General features: G+C 40.4%; 17 protein-coding genes. 5 read left to right on the top strand and 12 right to left on the bottom strand.

Features of this window, described 5'->3' with window-relative positions; all coding sequences use genetic code 11:
• Nucleotides 1-56 precede the first annotated feature (56 nt).
• From ACWF5P_RS07920 to ACWF5P_RS07910, 3 genes are all read right to left on the bottom strand, one after another.
• A complete protein-coding gene (locus tag ACWF5P_RS07920; RefSeq protein ID WP_434168707.1) occupies nucleotides 57-773 on the bottom strand; it encodes a TIGR03943 family putative permease subunit in 717 nt (238 codons plus the stop codon).
• A 130-nt stretch (nucleotides 774-903) separates the two neighbouring features.
• Nucleotides 904-1533 carry a DNA-3-methyladenine glycosylase gene (locus ACWF5P_RS07915; RefSeq protein WP_434168708.1) on the bottom strand — a complete coding sequence of 210 codons (630 nt, stop codon included), beginning with the start codon at nucleotides 1531-1533 and terminating at the stop codon, nucleotides 904-906.
• A 102-nt stretch (nucleotides 1534-1635) separates the two neighbouring features.
• Nucleotides 1636-3201 (bottom strand): MDR family MFS transporter, encoded by a 1566-nt coding sequence (locus tag ACWF5P_RS07910; protein WP_101224331.1) that lies wholly within the window; start codon nucleotides 3199-3201, stop codon nucleotides 1636-1638.
• 291 nt (nucleotides 3202-3492) lie between these two features.
• Between ACWF5P_RS07910 and proC the strand changes: the two genes are divergently transcribed.
• Together proC and ACWF5P_RS07900 are read left to right on the top strand one after the other, a co-directional pair.
• Nucleotides 3493-4299 carry a pyrroline-5-carboxylate reductase gene (gene proC, locus ACWF5P_RS07905; protein WP_452444763.1) on the top strand — a complete coding sequence of 269 codons (807 nt, stop codon included), beginning with the start codon at nucleotides 3493-3495 and terminating at the stop codon, nucleotides 4297-4299.
• 83 nt (nucleotides 4300-4382) lie between these two features.
• Complete coding sequence (locus tag ACWF5P_RS07900; protein WP_452444762.1) at nucleotides 4383-5750, top strand: FAD-binding oxidoreductase; 1368 nt, start codon at nucleotides 4383-4385, stop codon at nucleotides 5748-5750.
• 174 nt (nucleotides 5751-5924) lie between these two features.
• Here ACWF5P_RS07900 and ald read toward each other — a convergent pair whose 3' ends face one another.
• The 6 genes from ald to ACWF5P_RS07870 form a co-directional block, all read right to left on the bottom strand.
• Nucleotides 5925-7058 (bottom strand): alanine dehydrogenase, encoded by a 1134-nt coding sequence (ald, locus tag ACWF5P_RS07895; protein ID WP_053533925.1) that lies wholly within the window; start codon nucleotides 7056-7058, stop codon nucleotides 5925-5927.
• A gap of 171 nt (nucleotides 7059-7229) precedes the next feature.
• A complete protein-coding gene (locus tag ACWF5P_RS07890) occupies nucleotides 7230-8051 on the bottom strand; it encodes an EcsC family protein (protein WP_434168710.1) in 822 nt (273 codons plus the stop codon).
• Between the two features lie 49 nt (nucleotides 8052-8100).
• Complete coding sequence (locus tag ACWF5P_RS07885; protein ID WP_230177196.1) at nucleotides 8101-9357, bottom strand: PucR family transcriptional regulator; 1257 nt, start codon at nucleotides 9355-9357, stop codon at nucleotides 8101-8103.
• Nucleotides 9358-9486: 129 nt separating this feature from the next.
• Nucleotides 9487-10485: an inorganic phosphate transporter gene (locus tag ACWF5P_RS07880; protein ID WP_101224327.1), complete on the bottom strand. Its 999-nt coding sequence runs from the start codon at nucleotides 10483-10485 to the stop codon at nucleotides 9487-9489.
• A gap of 15 nt (nucleotides 10486-10500) precedes the next feature.
• Nucleotides 10501-11121, bottom strand: a complete 621-nt coding sequence (locus ACWF5P_RS07875; protein ID WP_063235631.1) for a DUF47 domain-containing protein — start codon at nucleotides 11119-11121, stop codon at nucleotides 10501-10503.
• Nucleotides 11122-11563: 442 nt separating this feature from the next.
• Nucleotides 11564-12562, bottom strand: a complete 999-nt coding sequence (locus ACWF5P_RS07870) for an inorganic phosphate transporter (protein ID WP_101224326.1) — start codon at nucleotides 12560-12562, stop codon at nucleotides 11564-11566.
• Nucleotides 12563-12947: 385 nt separating this feature from the next.
• On the opposite strand from ACWF5P_RS07870, the gene ACWF5P_RS07865 reads away from it, so the two are divergent.
• Both ACWF5P_RS07865 and ACWF5P_RS07860 read left to right on the top strand, forming a co-directional pair.
• Nucleotides 12948-13778 (top strand): aldo/keto reductase, encoded by an 831-nt coding sequence (locus ACWF5P_RS07865; protein ID WP_434168711.1) that lies wholly within the window; start codon nucleotides 12948-12950, stop codon nucleotides 13776-13778.
• Between the two features lie 475 nt (nucleotides 13779-14253).
• Nucleotides 14254-14508, top strand: a complete 255-nt coding sequence (locus tag ACWF5P_RS07860; RefSeq protein ID WP_170946860.1) for a GlsB/YeaQ/YmgE family stress response membrane protein — start codon at nucleotides 14254-14256, stop codon at nucleotides 14506-14508.
• Nucleotides 14509-14717: 209 nt separating this feature from the next.
• Here the strand turns inward: ACWF5P_RS07860 and ACWF5P_RS07855 are convergent, their stop codons facing one another.
• Nucleotides 14718-15629 carry an RluA family pseudouridine synthase gene (locus ACWF5P_RS07855; protein WP_434168712.1) on the bottom strand — a complete coding sequence of 304 codons (912 nt, stop codon included), beginning with the start codon at nucleotides 15627-15629 and terminating at the stop codon, nucleotides 14718-14720.
• 232 nt (nucleotides 15630-15861) lie between these two features.
• Here ACWF5P_RS07855 and ACWF5P_RS07850 point away from each other — a divergent pair, with 232 nt between their 5' ends.
• The gene (locus tag ACWF5P_RS07850; protein ID WP_048689759.1) at nucleotides 15862-16275 is read left to right on the top strand and encodes a DUF5365 family protein; all 414 of its coding nucleotides are present in this window, start codon (nucleotides 15862-15864) and stop codon (nucleotides 16273-16275) included.
• Nucleotides 16276-16343: 68 nt separating this feature from the next.
• Here ACWF5P_RS07850 and ACWF5P_RS07845 read toward each other — a convergent pair whose 3' ends face one another.
• Nucleotides 16344-16814, bottom strand: a complete 471-nt coding sequence (locus ACWF5P_RS07845) for a thioredoxin family protein (protein ID WP_048689755.1) — start codon at nucleotides 16812-16814, stop codon at nucleotides 16344-16346.
• Nucleotides 16814-17251, bottom strand: a complete 438-nt coding sequence (locus ACWF5P_RS07840; protein WP_101224324.1) for a disulfide oxidoreductase — start codon at nucleotides 17249-17251, stop codon at nucleotides 16814-16816. Before ACWF5P_RS07840 ends, ACWF5P_RS07845 begins: the two co-directional genes overlap by 1 nt.
• Nucleotides 17252-17281: the final 30 nt, after the last annotated feature.

Raw genomic sequence — 17281 nt, 5'->3', positions numbered from 1 at the left:
TCATAAATGGAAGCTTTGAGGTAATTAAAAAGAAAGGTAAGAATAATATAATATCCTTACCTTTCCATGATAAATTTTTTAATATTGTCTATAAACATAGGGATCGTCAGGTTCTGCGATTTTACTATGTGATGATACTCTGAGCAGGGAAAGGTTTTCTTGAATGGCTGATAATAAATGGATTCCAATTCTCCTGTCACGGAATACCACTCATCATTTTTTGGATGCATACCTTCGGGAAATTCGATCAGTATACCGAATACCCCAGAGTCTGCGACACAGTGAATGACGCCAAAGCGAAACAGGAATACCTGGTTTTTGGCTAGCTCATCTGAATTGTACGAAAACCCGGTTAACGTAATTTGTTTGCCCGTGAATTTTCCAGGAGAGTAATAGATGGCCTCTAAGTCGTTTAGATAGTTTTCATCGGTTAAATGAAGACTATCACGTTCAACTAAGTATTTGAGCGAGTGATCCATTAAAGTTAAATAGTCATCCTTGCCATAATAAAGACTCGTATCCGGCTGCAGAAATTGATGCTGGCTATAATCATCTGAGTCATCATATACCGGGAAATGAAATCCTTTTTTTTCTACGATATTCGAGTCCATAGTGGCAACAGGCAAAAAGAGACCGGTTAAAATGGGAATGACGTAAAGGAAGTAAGTAAGGTTCTTTTTCCATTTCTTGTTTTCCTGGGAGTGATCATGTCCGCACTGACAATCAACACATTCTTCTTGATTATCTTCTTTAAAATAATGGAAGGAAGTCAATTTAATATTACTGGGGTATAGGCTGGAAGTTAAATAGGGAGGGGGATTAAGAAAATTGAATAAAGTAAACTCCCCTCAAAGTTGTGTAACATCCAAAGGATTTACACTATTCAACATAGAGGGGATAAAATCATGGTTTATTTTTCGGTACAGCTTTATTAATTAGGTTTTTACGTGATACAAACTGATTGTCGGTAACCCAGAAGCGCCAAGGGTAATCTTTTGCTACCCCGGAGTTGTCGATTCCGACGCGGGGGCCGCTGGATATGTGTTCAGGCTGTTTTCCGACAGCTAGATATAGCGGGGGATCCGTAAAAGATCGACCATAATCATCCATGGTGATGCCCAGTGCCTTTGTTAGCTTCCCTGGTCCATCGGTCCATTTACGAATATCGGCAATTCCTCGTCTTTCATGCATTAACTCGAGCCCCGAATAGGGTTCAACCGCACGGATTAAAATGGCTTCCGGATTTTCAGGCCCTCCGCTTACGATATTGACCAGTGTATGTGTGTGCATGACGTATGTATAGATCAAACCTGAATTTCCGAACATCACTTCCGTCCGTTTTGTCCTTCTATTTCCAAAGCTATGTGCGGCCCTGTCTCCAGGTCCAATATAGGCCTCTGTTTCAACAATGAATCCAGAAGCGGTTCCATCCGCTGTTTCTTTTATAATCAGGCAGCCAAGAAGGGATTTTGCCAGTTCAAGGGTAGGCTGCTGATAAAAATCCGCAGGTAAAATTGAATCGTATATCTTCATGATATCACTCCATTTAGTCTCATACAGGTAAAATTCCCATATCGATGAAAAAGAAACATGAAGGGAAAAAAAGACCGGCTGATTATATCAGCCGACCTTTTTTTAGCCTAATTCCTTCTCCGTTTCTTGATCTTTTTTGATTCGGCCCGAACCCACGGAAAGTGCCACTAATATCCCCGCGGAAACAAAAAAGATACCGGTGATGAAAACACTGGAGAATGCATCGATCCAAGCATTTTCAATCGTTTTTACAAGGACAGTGCTGACTTCTGCGGGCATTTTAAGGTTTTCAGGATAAAGCATGATGTTGAATAACGCATCCGTTTTATCTGCTAATGCTTTCAGTGCCTCATGCAATATAGGGTCCTTTTGACTTACGACCGCATCATCCATATTTTGCTGGAGATTGTGATTCATGACAGCATTCAAAATCGTGATGCCCATCGTTCCTCCTATTGATCTGAAGAATGTCGAAGCCGCTGTAACCGACCCGAGCTGCGATTTTGGAAATTCGTTTTGAACGGCAATCATCAATGTCGGCATGACAAGACCCATGCCTATCCCAAGGATGGCCATGAATGAGTACGCAGTGAATATAGTCGTACTGCCGTCCATCATGCTCATTAGGAAAAAGCCAAGCGTCGCAAAGACCATTCCAAAGGTAAGCACGGTACGAAAACGGAATTTCAAAAGTAACCGCCCGCCAATGATGCTGGAAAGAATCATACCGATCATCATCGGAGTCATGGTCGACCCTGCTTTTGTTGGTGAAACTCCCAATACGCCTTGCATGAACAGCGGGACAAACATGATTGCCCCGAACATGCCAAGGCCAAGCAAGAATCCCAAAATATTCGTTGTGGAAAAAACTCTATTTTTAAAAAGGGATAAATCAAGGATCGGTTCGACCGCTCTTCTTTCAAAAAAGATGAATAGGGCAATGAAGACAATGGTGCTGCCGAAAATCAAGAAAGATTCTAATGATAACCATTCGAATTTATCACCACCGAAGGTCAAGCCAAGCAGTAACAGGACAATACCAGGAATCAAGGTGAAAATCCCTAGATAATCGATATTCACTTTCTCTGTTTTCCTTATCGCTTCATGTTTCAATCCTACATAAATCAAAATGGCAGATAGTAAGCCCGTCGGTACATTGATCAAAAAGATCCAATGCCAGCTGATATGGTCAACGATCAGGCCGCCCAGAAAAGGGCCGATGACAGAACTTAAACCAAAAAGGGCTCCGAATACACCCTGCCATTTGGCTCTTTGTTCCGCAGAGAATATATCACCGATTATCGTTTGGGATAAAGGCATGATCATCCCGCCGCCGATTCCCTGCAGGCCCCTGTAGATGATCAATTGCTCCATCGAAGTGGCTGTGGCACATAAAAACGAACCGATCGTAAATATGATCGTGCCAAGCAGATAAAGGGAACGTCTGCCATATAAATCAGATAGCTTTCCAACAATGGGTACAACAGTCGTTGAGGCTATTAAATAGGCAGTCGTTACCCATGCAAAGATGGTAAATCCATTCAATTCCCCGATAATTGTCGGCATGGCCGTACCGACGATCGTCTGTTCCAATGAACTGAAAAACATTCCAATGATCAATCCTGTTAAGACAAGCTTGGTATTGACCGCTTTTTTTTCCATTTGCATAGCATTTCTCCATTCCTATAACTGTATTCCTTATTCGCTTTTTGACTAATAGGTCAAAATTATAAATCCCTAATGACCATTTAGTCAACAATTTTTTTTTTTTTGAAAAAAAATTCAATTGCCTGACTATATTGCGTAAAGGTGGATTTAAAGATACATCCATATAACTAAAGTAATTCGACCAGAATCCACCAAATCCTTCCTTATTAATGTCTCCAACGTGTTTCCATTTATCATATCCGATATAATAAGAAGGAATATAGATGAAACTTATGATTGGAAGTGTAAGATATGAATAAAAAAATAGGATTTATTGGATGCGGCAAAATGGGTGAGGCGATGCTTGAGGGCATGCTGCTTACAGAGGTCATTTCACCTGAAGGGATCATGGTCAGTACTGCGAGTGTGGAGACCAAAACTAAAATCACCACGAAATATAAGGTTAAAGGTACTTTGGATAATAAAGAGGTTGCCGGTTTTGCTGATTTTCTCTTTCTAGGAATCCAACCTGCCATGCATAAGCAAGTGCTAGAAGAAGTGAAGAATCATGTTAAAGAAGACGCTGTGATCATTACTATGGCAGCAGGCATCACTGTATCACTAGTTGAGAACAGCTTCGGAAAAAAAGTGAAGGTTGTCCGGACGATGCCAAACACTCCTTCGCTTGTCGGTGAAGGCATGACTGCCATGAGCATTAATGATCAAATTACCGATGCTGATATAGAGGATGTGACTGCACTGCTGAATAGTTTCGGTAAAACGGAAATCCTGCATGAAGATTTGATGGACGCAGTACCTGCCATCAGCGGTTCGTCGCCTGCTTATGTATATATGTTCATCGAGGCGCTGGCTGATGGAGGGGTCCGTGACGGCATTCCACGAAAACAAGCATACCGAATGGCAGCACAAGCTGTAATGGGAGCTGCTAAAATGGTACTGGAAACGGAAAGACATCCTGCTGCTTTAAAGGATGATGTCTGCACGCCGGGCGGTTCAACGATAGCTGCGGTAGCGTCTTTAGAAGAGAATCAGCTAAGATCCAGCATTCTGCAAGCAATGAAGGCATGCACGGATAAAACGAAAGGTTTAAGTAAATGAAGAAAGATGGATTGCCTTTTAGAGGGCAATCTTGTCCGTTTTCCATTTTCAGAATGTTCTGTGAAAAAAGAGGGGGATGCATAATGAATGGTTATATAGAAGAATTAAGGAAGATTCTGACGGAAGAACAAGTAACGGTGAATGAAACATTATTGGAGCAGCACAGCCATGATGAATCATATCACACTCCGCACCTTCCGGATATGGTCATATATCCAAGGGATACTGCGGAAGTAAGCTCAGTCATGCGATATGCGAATGAGCATGAAATACCGGTCATTCCTTTTGGATTAGGATCAAGTTTGGAGGGGCATGTCGTTCCAGTCAAAGGGGGAATTTCCCTGGATCTGTCCTTGATGAATCGAGTATTGGAAGTCAGGGAAAATGACTTCCTTGTGAAGGTGCAACCAGGTGTGACTAGGACGCAGCTCAATAAAGAATTAAAAAAACACGGTTTGTTCTTTTCCGTCGACCCTGGTGCCGATGCTACATTGGGAGGGATGGCAGCTACGAATGCAAGTGGGACGACCTCGGTCAAATATGGGATAATGCGCGATCAAGTAAGGGATTTGGAAATAGTTTTAGCAAACGGTGAAGTGATTCATTCCGGAAGCTTAGCGACAAAATCATCTTCAGGCATCCATTTGAATGGCTTGTTTGTTGGCTCTGAAGGTACGCTGGGTGTATTTACTGAACTGACATTAAAGGTGTATGGCATTCCTGAAGTCACAATGGCCGGGAGAGCATCATTTCCAACCGTCGAACAGGCAGTATCTGCGGTTAATGGGATTATGCTTGCTGGTATTCCGATTGCACGAATTGAATTGGTTGATGCCGAGTCCATAAGAAAAGTTAATCAATTCATGGACAAATCCTATGAAGTCAAACCAACTTTATTCCTCGAGTTTCATGGGAACTTTGCCGGACTGGAACAGGACGTCAAATTTGCCAAGGAAATCGTAAGTGATTTTAGCTGTGGAGATATCCAGTTTGAAACCGATTCAAGAGCACGGAATGCCTTATGGGAAGCGCGCCATAATCTCGCGTACGCATTCATTCACAGCGCTCCGGGGAAGAAGCTGATGGTGACCGACGTTAGTGTGCCCCTTCAAGAATTATCGAATGCCATACTGGATACAAGGAAGAAAGTCGAACAATCCAAAGTGGAGGGGGCGATTGTAGGTCATGTAGGTGACGGGAATTATCACGTATTGTTCATGATCGATCTGAAAAATCCTGAAGAAGTTAAAGAAGCGAAAAGGTTGAATGAAGAAATCGTTGAATATGCATTAACCAGAGGCGGTACATGTACGGGTGAACATGGAGTGGGCCTTGGAAAATCGAAGTATCAGCGAAGGGAGCATGGAGGAGCTTACGAAGTGATGAAAACGATCAAACAGGCATTGGATCCGAAAGGAATAATGAATCCCGGGAAGATCTTCATAGATTAAGAGGAATATTCTATTTTGATAGATTAGTAATAACACCAACTGGGGAAAGGGCAGAGTAGTGGCCTTTCCGGAAAAATAGTTCGTCATAGCAGATAATTCAATCTAACAGCTTCATCGAGATTCTCGTTCAAAAAAAATAAGACTCCAGACAAGATTCTGGAGTCTTATTTTTTATTAAGCGTTAATGTTATTTGGGTTTAAGGCGTTTTCAACACTTACGTAGTTGTAGCCAAGGTCTGTGGCAACTGCTTCGAACGTGATTTCACCGTTCGCCACATTGACGCCTTTTGCAAGGGCATCATTTTCAAGGATTGCTTTGATGGCACCTTTGTTTGCAATTTGAAGTGCAAATGGTACAGTTACGTTAGTTAAAGCAACTGTAGAAGTTTGAGGCACTGCTCCTGGCATATTCGCCACTGCATAATGCACTACTCCATGTTTAACATAAGTAGGGTTATCATGTGTTGTTATGTGGTCGACCGTTTCAAAGATACCGCCTTGGTCGATTGCAACATCGACAATGACTGAACCTGGAGACATCGATTTAACCATTTCTTCAGTAACGAGCTTAGGAGCTTTAGCACCTGGAATCAATACAGCACCGATAACCAAATCGGCATCTTTGACTGCTTCTGCAATATTATAAGGGTTGGAGATGAGTGTAGTCAGTTCATTTCCGAAAATATCATCAAGTTGACGAAGGCGGTCTGGGCTTAAGTCAAGAATGGTAACATCTGCGCCTAATCCAATAGCGATTTTAGCAGCATTCGTTCCAACCATGCCTCCGCCGATAACAGCGACTTTACCGCGTTTAACTCCAGGAACTCCGCTTAAGAGTATTCCTTTACCGCCGTTATTTTTTTCAAGGAACTGAGCACCGATTTGTGCAGCCATGCGTCCTGCAACTTCACTCATTGGTGTCAATAAAGGAAGTGTGCGGTTTACTGCAACCGTTTCATAAGCAATGGCCAAGACACCGCTTTCTTTTAGGGCCTGAGCTAGTGCCGGTTCTGCCGCAAGATGTAAATATGTGAAAAGGATTAAATCTTTTCGGAAATATTTATATTCAGATGAGATAGGTTCTTTTACTTTCATGATCATTTCTGTGCTTGCCCAAACGCTAGCAGCGTCCTCGACTATAACAGCTCCAGCTTCTTGATATGCTTCATTTGTAAAACTGCTTCCTAGACCTGCGTTCATTTCGATTAATACTTCATGTCCTGCATTGACTAATGCTACGACCCCAGCTGGAGTGATAGCTACACGATTTTCATTGTTCTTAATCTCTTTTGGAATTCCTATTCTCATCTTAATCCCTCCAATAATATGTTTTACTATTTGTATCACAAGTATAGTTGGAAAAAGAAACAGTTAGTATGTGGAAATCAGAAAAATGAAAAAGGTGTATTTGTGGAATTCCACAAACGCAGTTTCAAAAAACATGGGCTTGCCAGGATCAAAACCTAATTAAAGCTGAATTCAATTCTTTGCAATTGGTTCTTGAATGCGCTCTAGAATCCTTCTTTTCTTATAAAGCATGATTCCCGTATCGGCTATGTCGGCAATCATGGAACGATTTGTAAGGGCGCCAAATATTATTCCGGCAACAGGAACCATTTGCAAAAGCTTTTTCCAGCCAAACTGATCACGGTATGTATAAACGACTTCTCGCCATCCTTGCAGTTCTGATGCTATTTCCCTTTTTGATTGGGAATCAGTCTGGGTCATTTTCGACAATTCATTTAATAGAGCCTTTTTGCCGACTACATCCGATGTTGTGAATTGCAGGCATTTGACGATGAATATACGTTCTTGGCGGTCCCTTGGATTGAAGCCATATGTGATGGCGATATCCTGAAGGGTTTTGATCGACATGCCGAGAAGAAGGGGGATGTCGATTGCCAAGGTGAAGATTCCGCCAATCCCGGTAGTGGCACCTTGAACCGTTGCCAATTTGCTCCCTGAATTTTTAATATCCTGACTCACGCTATCCATGATATGGAGGGGGATGCTTGAAACATCTTCCAGGGCAGAAATATTCAACTCGGGATTCTTGGCTTGCAGCTGATTTAGAATATGAGCTTCTTTCGTTAAATATTTTCCGCCATTCTGAATGTAGCTGCCGATTTCATCAAGCATGACACCCAATTTTTTTTGAATGAAATCCGGTGTCAACTTATCCAATAGCTTGAAAGGGATCCGCCCAATACGTTCCCAAAACCATAGTCCTTTCTGATCCTTCTCCCATTTATCTATGATTGCTAATTCTTTTTCAAGTTCTTCTTTTGTTTCAAATTTCATAAGATCAACCTTTCCACACCTCTAGTATTCCATATCAGGGAATATATCATTAATTTTTCTTGAAGAATTCATCATATTGATTAAGTTTAATGTTAAGAAAGAGGGACATTTTTTGAATCGGGTCTTTTAACCGGATATTTCCCACTTCCGAAATCCTTTTTAATCGGTAATTCAATGTATTCACATGGATATGAAGGTTTCTTGAAGCTTCGTTTGGGTTGCAGTCTTTCTCTAGATAGACAGTTAGTGTTTGCAGCAATTCCGTCTGGTTTTTCATGTCGTATGCTTTTAGTTTAAGGATGGAAGGATGAACACGACGCTGTTTGTTGCTTGCGAGTGATTCAATCATTTGAAACATGCCAAGTTCTTCATAATGTAAAATGAGTTTCATGTCATCAGGGAATATATTCTTCATTTTTAGGGTGTATTGAGCTTCTTCGTAACTTGATTTAACGTCCATTAAGTTTTTATACATATTGCCAGCCGTTCCAAGGATATGCTCAACACCGAAACGCCGTTTCATCTCCAGAATGAAAAAAGGAATGAACTCATAAATGGATGAAGTGAAAGAAGGGCTGTTTTCCTGGTTGGCTCCCGCGAAAAGAATGAGTTTGTTATGGTCAATGGCAAATAATGAACTGTTTATCTTTTGAGTGGTCGTTAACATGTATGAAATGTAGCGCTCCACTTCGCGATTGATTTCTTTAGGGAATTCAAATACCAATATGGAAAAAACAACTGGAACATGGATGGAGAATTTCTGATAATTTTCAATTATTTCCGATTCTTCTTGATAATGCCCGGTCAACATGCGCCAAAGAAACTCTTGATGACCGGCTTCTTTCCTTTTCTTTTTCAATTGCAATTGCTGTAACTGGTTCTTCGCTTCCTTGGCAGCGAATTGCAGAAATTTCATATCTTCTTCGGAGAAAGGTTCATTTACTTCCAAAGCCCAAATGAAACCAAGTACTTCATTATTTTTCCGGATGGAAACCGCAACCCTGTTACCGAGCCCGACATCATTGATGGCCCCGATTTTAATGGGGGCATCTTCTTTCAATAACGCGGGTATGAAGCCATCTTTCCATAAACTGTTGATGACCTTCTCAGGGACACGTCTTCCGATTATGGTCATGATACGAGCCTGATCCGTAGTATCATCGTGTGTGCTATAAGCAAGTAAGCGATGGTTACCGTCCTCGATTGTAATGGGGCAACCTAAAACAGAACTGATTCTATCGGCAAACTCCATCATATCTCCATAAAGGTCTTTAAAAATATCTCTATTTTTTTCGAATTCCTTCATTATTATTTTGCCCCTCGCTAAAAAAATTCCTTCTCCTTGAATTTTAAACGATTTTCTATTAATAAGCATAGATAAATCCTTTGTTAAAACAAAAAATCCCTACCTATGGTTACCGGTAGGGATTTTATTTTAGAATAGGAAGTTAATTAAAAGATAAAACAAACCAGCTAATGTTGCCGAGATGGGAATGGTGATGAACCAAGTGATGATCATTCTCTTTGCCGTTCCCCATTTTACGCCCTTGACACGATGCGCAGATCCAACACCAAGGATTGAAGACGAAATAACATGGGTTGTACTGACGGGCATGTGTATTACAGTCGCGCCGAAAATAATGAAAGCGCCGGTTAAATCCGCTGCAACACCATTGACCGGACGGATTTTCATGATTTTGCCGCCAACGGTTTTAATGATTTTCCATCCGCCGACGGAAGTTCCAAGTCCCATTGCCAGTGCACATGAGAATTGAACCCAGAAGGGGATATCGGTACTTGATGCATAACCATTTGCAATGAGGGCCATCGTGATGATACCCATCGCTTTTTGAGCGTCGTTCGTTCCGTGTGTATACGATTGAAGTGCCGCAGTAGCAATCTGTATAGTCCGGAATTTTTGGTTTGTTTTTGTCAGGTTATTGTTTTTAAAGACTACTTTAAAAATGCTGTATACGATAAACCCGATTGCAAAAGCAATTAGCGGGGAGAAGATCAAAGCTTGAAGAATTTTCATGAATCCTTCCCATTTAATGCCGGCGAAGCCTGCTGCAGCAATGGCTGCACCTGCAATCGAACCAATCAATGCATGGGAGGAACTGCTTGGTATTCCGTAATACCAGGTAAGAAGATTCCATATGATAGCGGCAAGCAGAGCAGCCAGAATTACATATGAACCATTCGGAAGCGTGAACGGATCCACGATATCCTTCGTTATGGTCTTCGCCACTCCAGTAAATGTCATAGCTCCGACGAAATTCATGATTGCTGCCATGATGATGGCATGCCTAGGCTTCATGGCCTTTGTTGAAACAGCAGTAGCTATTGCATTGGCTGTATCATGAAAACCATTGATGAAGTCAAATGCTAAAGCAAAGAAAACGATTAATATTGTTAAAATTAATAAAGTATCCATTTATTGGGGTACTCCTTAGGCGTTTTTCATTATGATTGTTTCAAGTGTATTGGCCACCGCTTGACAGTGATCGGCGATCTCTTCAAGGCTTTCGTAAATTTCTTTATATTGAATGATCCTGATTGGATCTTTTTCAACTGTAAACAAGTTTTTGATTGATTGACGTTGAATTCCGTCACAAACTGATTCAAGATCTTTAATTTTGATTGCATTTTCACGAATCATTGGCAATTTTTTAGTGGATAGTGTATCGACAGCATTTTCAATCTCATACGTACACTGTTTGATTGCATCCACAAACTTAAGCATATACTCATCTGCATTGACAATTGAGTACATTTCGAATAATGCCGCACAGTGTTCCAAACCGTCTATGACATCATCCATTCTCATGGTTAATTCAAGGATATCCTCCCGTTCGATAGGAGTGATGAAAGCATTGTTCAGCTCTTTGATCACATTATGGACCATTGAATCGCCTTTATGCTCGTAGTCTTTCATCGTATCTGAAAATACTTTTAGATCGGAGATATTTTTGAGTTTATAATCCGCGAAATAGTCAGCACCTTCTTTAAGGTTTTGAGCGATGTTAAAAAGCATTACAGCGAATTTGTCTTTTTTTGATTTAAAAGCCATGTTAAAGCCTCCCAATTAGTCATGCAAATTTACGCACTTTAGTCGTACGCTTAGTATTAACAAATTGATTGTAACGAATTCATGTAGTATCCGGGAAGGTTTTTCGACGAAAATTTACAAAATCTTAATAAAACTTTACATAAAAAAACAAGGAAAATTAAAAAAAGGGAAAAACCTGCAATTATAAGGGGAAATCTGCAAAAAAAAGCCTTTCCGATATGGAAAGGCACTCCGAATGTAGACAACTCGATATTAATCAAGATTGCCTGCATTTTTTTTGAGCGGGTGTGAAATATGAACGTTGATTGAAACGTAAGGCACTCGCTTTCCGCGGGCGGTCCGGGAGCGGTCGTGGCGTCTCCTTTGGACGCGCTTTTCCAGCAGGAGTCACGTCCCTACCGTTCCATTGTCTGCAAACTCTGCATGGAAAAGGCAAAAGGTTCTATAAAAATAAAGCAATCAAATAGTAAATGATTCCAGATAAGGAAGCGGAAATTGGCAATGTAATGAACCAAGTGACCAACATGTTTTTTGCGGTTCCCCATTTTACCCCTTTGATGCGGTGTGCAGAACCGACCCCTAGTATTGAAGAAGAAATGACATGAGTCGTGCTGACAGGCATATGCAGGAAGGTTGCACCGAAAATGATCGCTGCACCAGTCATATCTGCAGCAACGCCATTAACCGGACGGATTTTCATGATTTTACCGCCAACGGTTTTGATGATTTTCCAACCTCCGATAGATGTACCAAGCGCCATGGCAATGGCACATGATAATTGTACCCAGAATGGAACTTCAGAGGTAGAGGCATATCCGTTAGCGATCAAAGCCATCGTGATGATACCCATGGATTTTTGAGCATCATTCGTTCCATGTGTATAAGACTGGATGGCCGCCGTGAGAATTTGTATTCTCCTGAATCGCTTATTGGTTTTTCCTAAATTATTATTTTTGAATACTACCTTGAAAATACTGTATACAATGAATCCAAGCGTAAAGGCAAGGATGGGAGATAGAATCAATGCTTGTACAATTTTAGTGAATCCACTCCATTTAATCGCATCGAATCCACTGGCCACGATGGCAGCTCCCGCTATTGAACCAATGATCGCATGGGAGGAACTGCTTGGAATGCCAAAATACCAAGTGATTAAATTCCATATTATGGCCGAAATAAGTGCAGCAAGGATTACATAAGAACCATTGTTCAATGTGAAAGGATCCACGATATCCTTCGTAATGGTATGCGCAACACCGGTAAAGGTCAGTGCTCCTAATAAATTCATGACCGCAGCCATGATGATTGCATGACGTGGTTTAAGCGCCTTGGTTGATACTGCGGTAGCGATGGCGTTAGCCGTATCATGGAAACCATTGATAAAGTCAAAGACCAAAGCAAAAATAATAATTAACACTGTTAAGATGAGTATGCTATTCATACATGGAGGACTCCCTTGATTTCAAGTGTAAAGTGTATATGGATTTTGGCCAATGAATGGGCGCATAACAGTTTGCAACTCCTCAATATTTAGGATGGGAGTTTTGCGTTTGATTATTCTATAAAAGCTGACACCTTCTTTTTTACTTGGTTTTAAGTCGAACTATTCAATTGTAACGAATTTCATATCTATAAGGATAGATGTTTCGTCATTTTTTTACAAAATATTTAACTTAGTGAATGATTAAAAAGATAAAATGTTTCCTTTTATATATATAGATGGGTGCGTTTTCGTTTAAGAACTCTGTAAATCCCGAGGCTTATGGTTAGAAATAGAAGGTGGAGGGATGTATAATTGGTAAATAAAAGTAAGGGGGAATGATGGAATGATTTCAAATATTGGGGAAACGATCACCTTACATAATGGAGTTAAAATGCCACAGTTGGGTTTTGGTGTATTTAAAGTGAAAAACGGCAATGAAACGGTTGAGTCTGTCAAGAAAGCGATCGAAGTTGGATATCGTGCGATCGATACGGCTGCCATTTATGAAAATGAAGAAGGTGTTGGTCAGGCGATTCGTGAATGCGGCGTGCCTCGTGAAGAATTGTTCATAACATCTAAAGTGTGGAATACAGAGCAAGGATACGAAACGACGCTCCAGGCATTTGATGATAGTTTAAATCGCCTTGGCTTGGAATACATGGATTTATACTTGATCCACTGGCCGGGAAAAGATAAATATCTGGAAACCTGGAGGGCTTTGGAAAAGCTTTATAAGGATGGAAAGGTGAAATCAATCGGTGTAAGTAATTTCCATGTTCATCATTTGGAAAATTTACTTGCAAACAGTGAAGTGAAGCCGGTCGTCAATCAAATTGAATTGCATCCACTTTTGACTCAAGTCGAAATTCGTGATTACTGTGCAAAACACGAAATAAAGGTAGAATCTTGGAGCCCGCTAGGAAGAGGGAACCTATTGGAAGAGCCGACAATTAATCATATAGCGAAGAAGCATGGGAAAAGTTCAGCGCAAGTGTTGATTAGATGGCATCTGCAACATGATCTAGTTGTAATACCTAAATCGATTACGCCGTCCCGCATTGAGGAAAATGCACATGTATTTGACTTTTCATTAAGCTTGAATGAAATGAATCAAATAGATGCCTTGAACAAAAATGAACGGTTCGGCAGCAATCCCGATGAACTTTTGTTCTAAAAAGAATGCTGCAAATAATAGAAGGATGTCCCGGAAATTGGGGCATCCTTTTTCTTTTTCCTTTATGAACATATTTGAGACGGTTACTGCTTATACTAACAATGTGACAAAGTTAAAGCCTATGGTATACCCGTTTAATATGTCTGATAATCCTGTTTTCGTTGCCAAATATTTTTTAAAAAAATTAGGTTTTAGATTATTTAAACGGGGAAAATAATGAGTACAGCGGCAAACAAAAAGAAAAAAATCACTAACATGAGGATTGTCCAATCAGTTACTCAAGGGCTATAGCTAGCTAACTCTACCCAATAACTAAAGCATTCACATTCATTAGATATCGTGCTAATCGGCATCATACCATTTGAATGTAAAAGTTAAAATAACTGAAAAAAGCATGACAATATGGAAGTGATTTGATTTCTTGGAGTCTGCTGCAGAAATGAAAAAATAACTAATTTGAAGGAGGAAATATATTATGGGATTTTTATGGTCATTAATTATCGGAGGTATCATTGGTTGGTTAGCAGGTATGATCGTTGGACGTGACGTACCATTTGGAATTATCGGTAACATTATCGCTGGTTTTGTTGGTGCATGGTTAGGTTCATTAATTCTTGGGAACTGGGGACCTTCAGTAGCAGATTTCGCTATAATTCCAGCATTGATTGGTGCAATAGTATTTGTCTTCATCTTAAGCCTTATCTTAAAAGGCATGAGAAAAGCTTCATAAATAAAAAAATAAAGCTGGCCCTAGTGGCCAGCTATTTTTTATGCCAAAATGAACGGATTTCGTCCCGACATGCGTATATTTCGGCCGTATAGCGGAAAAATTCGACCCAACATGCAGAAGATCCGTCCGTGAAAAAATATGAGCGACAATTCGGATAATATTAATGAAGAAATAAGAACACCGTCCGAAATGGAACGGTGTTCTTTTGTTTAAATGGTGACATCGAATATATCAGGTTCATCAATGAAAGGAGCTTCAACGATCATTTTTTCTTCTGATATGGGATGGATGAATTCAATTTTCCTTGCATGAAGGGCTTGACGTGGAAATGTCCTTTTTCCGCCATATAAGGTATCTCCGGCCAATGGGTGGTTTAAATGACTGAAATGCACCCTGATTTGATGGGTTCGGCCGCTTTCCAAGGTGCAGCTGACCAGCGTCAAGTTTTTCTTGGGATCTCGGTTGAGCACCCGATAGTGTGTGACTGCTGTCTGGCCTGTAGGGGAAACCCTTCTTCTCGTCGCATGGTGGCGGTCGCGGCCAATTTTTTCTTTGATTTCGCCTTCATTCTTTTTAATGTTTCCTTCGACTAAAGCTAGGTAAGTCCGCTTGATTTCCCTTTCTTCCAACAATCTGTCCAGCATGGACCCAATAAGGCGGTTTTTGGCAAAAAGGACGGCACCGGTGGTATCTTTATCAAGCCTATGAATATGCTTGATCATACAGGTCTGGCCGGTTTTTTGAAGATGGTGCGCGACACCATTGAGGAGGGAGTGTGCTTCACCGGGCTGAGAAGGATGGGTATCCATTCCAGCCGGTTTATTGGCTATCAACAACACATCATCTTCATATAAGATGGAAATTCCTAAGTCTGCCGCTTGTACTGTTTCATTTTCAGCGTGATCCAATAAGGGGATGCTGATCGAATCTCCTTCATTAAGGATAGTTGACCATGCGACGGAATTCCCGTTCACTGTAACTTCTTTACTCATTCTCCATTCATGCACTAATTTTTTGGGGGCCTGCCAACGCTCCCTAAAAAGCTTTTCAATTGTTAATCCATTCCAACTTTGGAGAACATCAATTATTAAATGTTGGTTAGTTATTCTGAAATTTTCCAATAAAAACTCCTACTTTCGACTGCTTTGTTTTTGATTAAATGAAAAAAATATATAATAATTAAGAATTAGTCATGAAAAAGTAACCTTGGACCTATTGATGAAATTTCCGTGGTGGAAATTACCACATATTTTTTACAATATTTATGTTATTCTAGTGAGAAAGAAATCGCTTGTCCTAGAATATACATATAATAGATAGGTCTAACGGATCTGAAAAAAGGTGGTTTTTTTAGTGAAGACGGTCTTTTCTTCAACGGAAGAACAAGAGCAAGAAATAGCGAGTCTCGTTTCTCGTTTCTACGAATCTGTATTTCCCAAATACTTTACGGAAAGTGAAATCCTTCATTTTCGCGAGATTGGCGTTTTAAAGCCCAATCAAAGTTCTGTTACTTACTTGGCAACATTAAGAGACGCATTTCAAGTAATGACATGTCTTCAAGTCCTTATGTCGATATTAGACAAACAAAAGAGAGAAGATTTTATGGAATCTGAATCTGAAGAATTGTTCCAACATAACATCACTCTATTGAATGAATGCGGAATATTCTTCCCCTTTTATTATGACCATTTTTCAAGTATAAACCATGAAGCGAATAATGAGATGCAGATGATGGACATCCAGGTGGCGAATCAATATTTAGTATAAGGCAAAAAAAATGAGCCGGCTATAACGGGAGAAGCATTTCCGTTAGGGCCGGCTCATTTTTTCCATCCTTAATTAATATCGTGGTCCTTGAACCATTTCTCGAACGTTTCCTCATCATTATAGCCAACGATCCGTTCTTGTTCTTTGCCATTATTATAGTGAACGATGGTCGGTGTGCTTTTGATGCCATAATCGCTCCATCCTTGTTCAAACTCCAAAAGATTGTATTGAACTAGATCGATTCCCAGCTTTTCTGCCAAAGGAGCCACGATTGGCGTGGTTTTTTGACAATGCGGGCACTCAGGACTATAGAAGTAAACGGTCACATCTTCATTATCCTGGAGGTCCTGCTCCAATTCTTCCGGCAGGATCAAGTTTTGATAATTGGGGTCATCCAGCTGATCGACAGTAGCGGGTTTAAGCTTATCCTTACCGTATGGATTTCCTTTTGATTTTTCTTCTTTTTTCAAGTTTGTAAAAACGCCCAGCAGGACAAATATCGCGACGATTATCACTAAAAATATAGCCATTTTCTTCATTAAGCTGCAACCTCCTTGGATCTTGTCCATATGATGTAACTGCATATGAAAATAATGATGAATGCAGTCAAGGCTAGGAACGGGATGGTGATGAAACCAAATACGTTTATATATTGACCTGTACATGGAACCCTTCCGCATGCAAGGGTGTGGTCAGAAAAGAATGAAACCTTTTGTATCAAGTAATGGTACGTGGAAATGAATGCACCGATAGCGGATAATATCATCGTATAAAAGCTGATCCAATAATCTTTTCGAATGATTGCAATTCCTAAAATGATCGTAAAGGGATACATGATGATCCGCTGATACCAACAGAGGACACAAGGTTCATATTGCTTGATTTCAGAAAAATATAAGCTTCCAAACATAGCAATGATGGAAGCAGCCCAGGCTACAAATAATAAGTTTTCCACACTGCGTTTTGTATTGTTCATGGTTCCTCTTCCCCATCTCTTTTTACTCTC

It is taken from the genome of Peribacillus sp. NPDC055009 (assembly GCF_053608705.1).
The sequence above is the reverse complement of the archived record's forward strand: the minus strand, read 5'-3'. Positions and strand labels throughout refer to the sequence as shown.

Bases quoted from the DNA above. Each gene is read 5' to 3' on its own strand.
- ACWF5P_RS07910 (WP_101224331.1), bottom strand. From the start codon at position 3,201: ATGCAAATGGAAAAAAAAGCGGTCAATACCAAGCTTGTCTTAACAGGA.
- ACWF5P_RS07840 (WP_101224324.1), bottom strand. From the start codon at position 17,251: ATGAACAATACAAAACGCAGTGTGGAAAACTTATTATTTGTAGCCTGG.
- ACWF5P_RS07865 (WP_434168711.1), top strand. From the start codon at position 12,948: ATGATTTCAAATATTGGGGAAACGATCACCTTACATAATGGAGTTAAA.
- ACWF5P_RS07915 (WP_434168708.1), bottom strand. From the start codon at position 1,533: ATGAAGATATACGATTCAATTTTACCTGCGGATTTTTATCAGCAGCCT.
- ACWF5P_RS07875 (WP_063235631.1), bottom strand. From the start codon at position 11,121: ATGGCTTTTAAATCAAAAAAAGACAAATTCGCTGTAATGCTTTTTAAC.
- ald (WP_053533925.1), bottom strand. From the start codon at position 7,058: ATGAGAATAGGAATTCCAAAAGAGATTAAGAACAATGAAAATCGTGTA.
- ACWF5P_RS07885 (WP_230177196.1), bottom strand. From the start codon at position 9,357: ATGAAGGAATTCGAAAAAAATAGAGATATTTTTAAAGACCTTTATGGA.
- ACWF5P_RS07880 (WP_101224327.1), bottom strand. From the start codon at position 10,485: ATGGATACTTTATTAATTTTAACAATATTAATCGTTTTCTTTGCTTTA.
- ACWF5P_RS07860 (WP_170946860.1), top strand. From the start codon at position 14,254: ATGGGATTTTTATGGTCATTAATTATCGGAGGTATCATTGGTTGGTTA.
- proC (WP_452444763.1), top strand. From the start codon at position 3,493: ATGAATAAAAAAATAGGATTTATTGGATGCGGCAAAATGGGTGAGGCG.
- ACWF5P_RS07870 (WP_101224326.1), bottom strand. From the start codon at position 12,562: ATGAATAGCATACTCATCTTAACAGTGTTAATTATTATTTTTGCTTTG.
- ACWF5P_RS07890 (WP_434168710.1), bottom strand. From the start codon at position 8,051: ATGAAATTTGAAACAAAAGAAGAACTTGAAAAAGAATTAGCAATCATA.
- ACWF5P_RS07845 (WP_048689755.1), bottom strand. From the start codon at position 16,814: ATGAAGAAAATGGCTATATTTTTAGTGATAATCGTCGCGATATTTGTC.
- ACWF5P_RS07900 (WP_452444762.1), top strand. From the start codon at position 4,383: ATGAATGGTTATATAGAAGAATTAAGGAAGATTCTGACGGAAGAACAA.